General features: G+C 62.2%; 2 protein-coding genes. Both read right to left on the bottom strand.

Going from position 1 to position 1,078, the window contains the following annotated elements; genetic code table 11:
• Positions 1-202 (bottom strand): ATP-binding cassette domain-containing protein (locus tag ACFFNA_RS41415; RefSeq protein ID WP_378925834.1); only part of this gene is annotated, 202 nt, incomplete at its 3' end.
• Entirely contained in the window at positions 178-975 is a 798-nt protein-coding gene (locus ACFFNA_RS41410; RefSeq protein ID WP_378925836.1) for an ABC transporter permease, read from the bottom strand. The genes ACFFNA_RS41415 and ACFFNA_RS41410, both read right to left, overlap by 25 nt.
• Positions 976-1,078 lie beyond the last annotated feature (103 nt).

The following is a 1,078-nucleotide window of genomic DNA, read 5'->3' as shown; positions in this document are numbered from 1 at the left end:
CGGATACTTTGTCATCGAGATCCGCGAGCGCGCGCAGCAACGTACTCTTGCCCGATCCGCTACGGCCGAGAAGGGCGACGAACTCCCCCTTGTCGATGTCGAGGCTGAGCCCATCGAGAATGGTTCGCGGCCCGAAGCTTCTGATAAGGCTCTCGACCCGCACGACGGGTGCGCCGCTCAATCCGCCAAGGTGCGACGCCATGACAGCGACCTTTCCTGGAAGAAGCTGACGATGCCGTCTGAGGCGAGACCGAGCAGCGCGTAGAGGACGAGGCCGACGATGACGATGTCGGTCTGGCCGTAGTTGCGTGCGAGATCGATCATATAGCCGATGCCGCTCGTGGCATTGACCTGTTCGACCACCACCAGGGACAGCCAAGCATAAGTCACCGCGAAACGCAGGCCCAGGAAGAAGCCGGGCAGGGCGCCTGGCAGGATAACCTCGCGGATGAATTCGCCATAGCCCATTCGCAGGGTCTGGGCCAATTCGACATAACGGCTGTCTATGCTGCGCAAGCTGCTGTGGGTCTGGATATAGATCGGGATCAGGACAGCCAGCGCGATTGTCGTCACTTTCATGCCCTCGCCGATGCCGAACCACAGCATCAGCAACGGGATCAGGGCGAGCGTCGGGATCGCCCGCTTGATCTGAACGGGACCGTCGATGATCGCTTCGCCAAGCCGGGACAACCCTGAAATGAGGGCAAGCACGGTCCCGATCAGGACGCCGAACACCAGCCCCTGCGCTGCCCGCCACGCAGACGTCATCAGATGACCCTGAAGCTTGCCTTCTGCGATAAGATCGACGGCGGTGCCGACAACCGACCAAGGCGCCGGCAGCGTTCTTGGATCGATCAGGCCGGCGACACTGCCGATGGACCAGACAACAAGAAGAAGTGCGGGCCCAATCAGCGCGCCAAACGGGATCGCACGCCCAAGCGCCAGGCGACGCCTCGTCCCGGTCTTGCGGGGCATTACGGCGGGCGGGATCAACGCCCTTTCATCAGATGCATACCCAATGGTGGGCGCAACCGCGGCGGGGTGTGAGAATGCGTTCATCTGCGTCGTCTCCAGTCTT

Source organism: Mesorhizobium kowhaii (genome assembly GCF_042431665.1).
In the GTDB taxonomy this organism is placed as follows: Bacteria; Pseudomonadota; Alphaproteobacteria; order Rhizobiales; family Rhizobiaceae; genus Mesorhizobium; species Mesorhizobium kowhaii.
The sequence above is the reverse complement of the archived record's forward strand: the minus strand, read 5'-3'. Positions and strand labels throughout refer to the sequence as shown.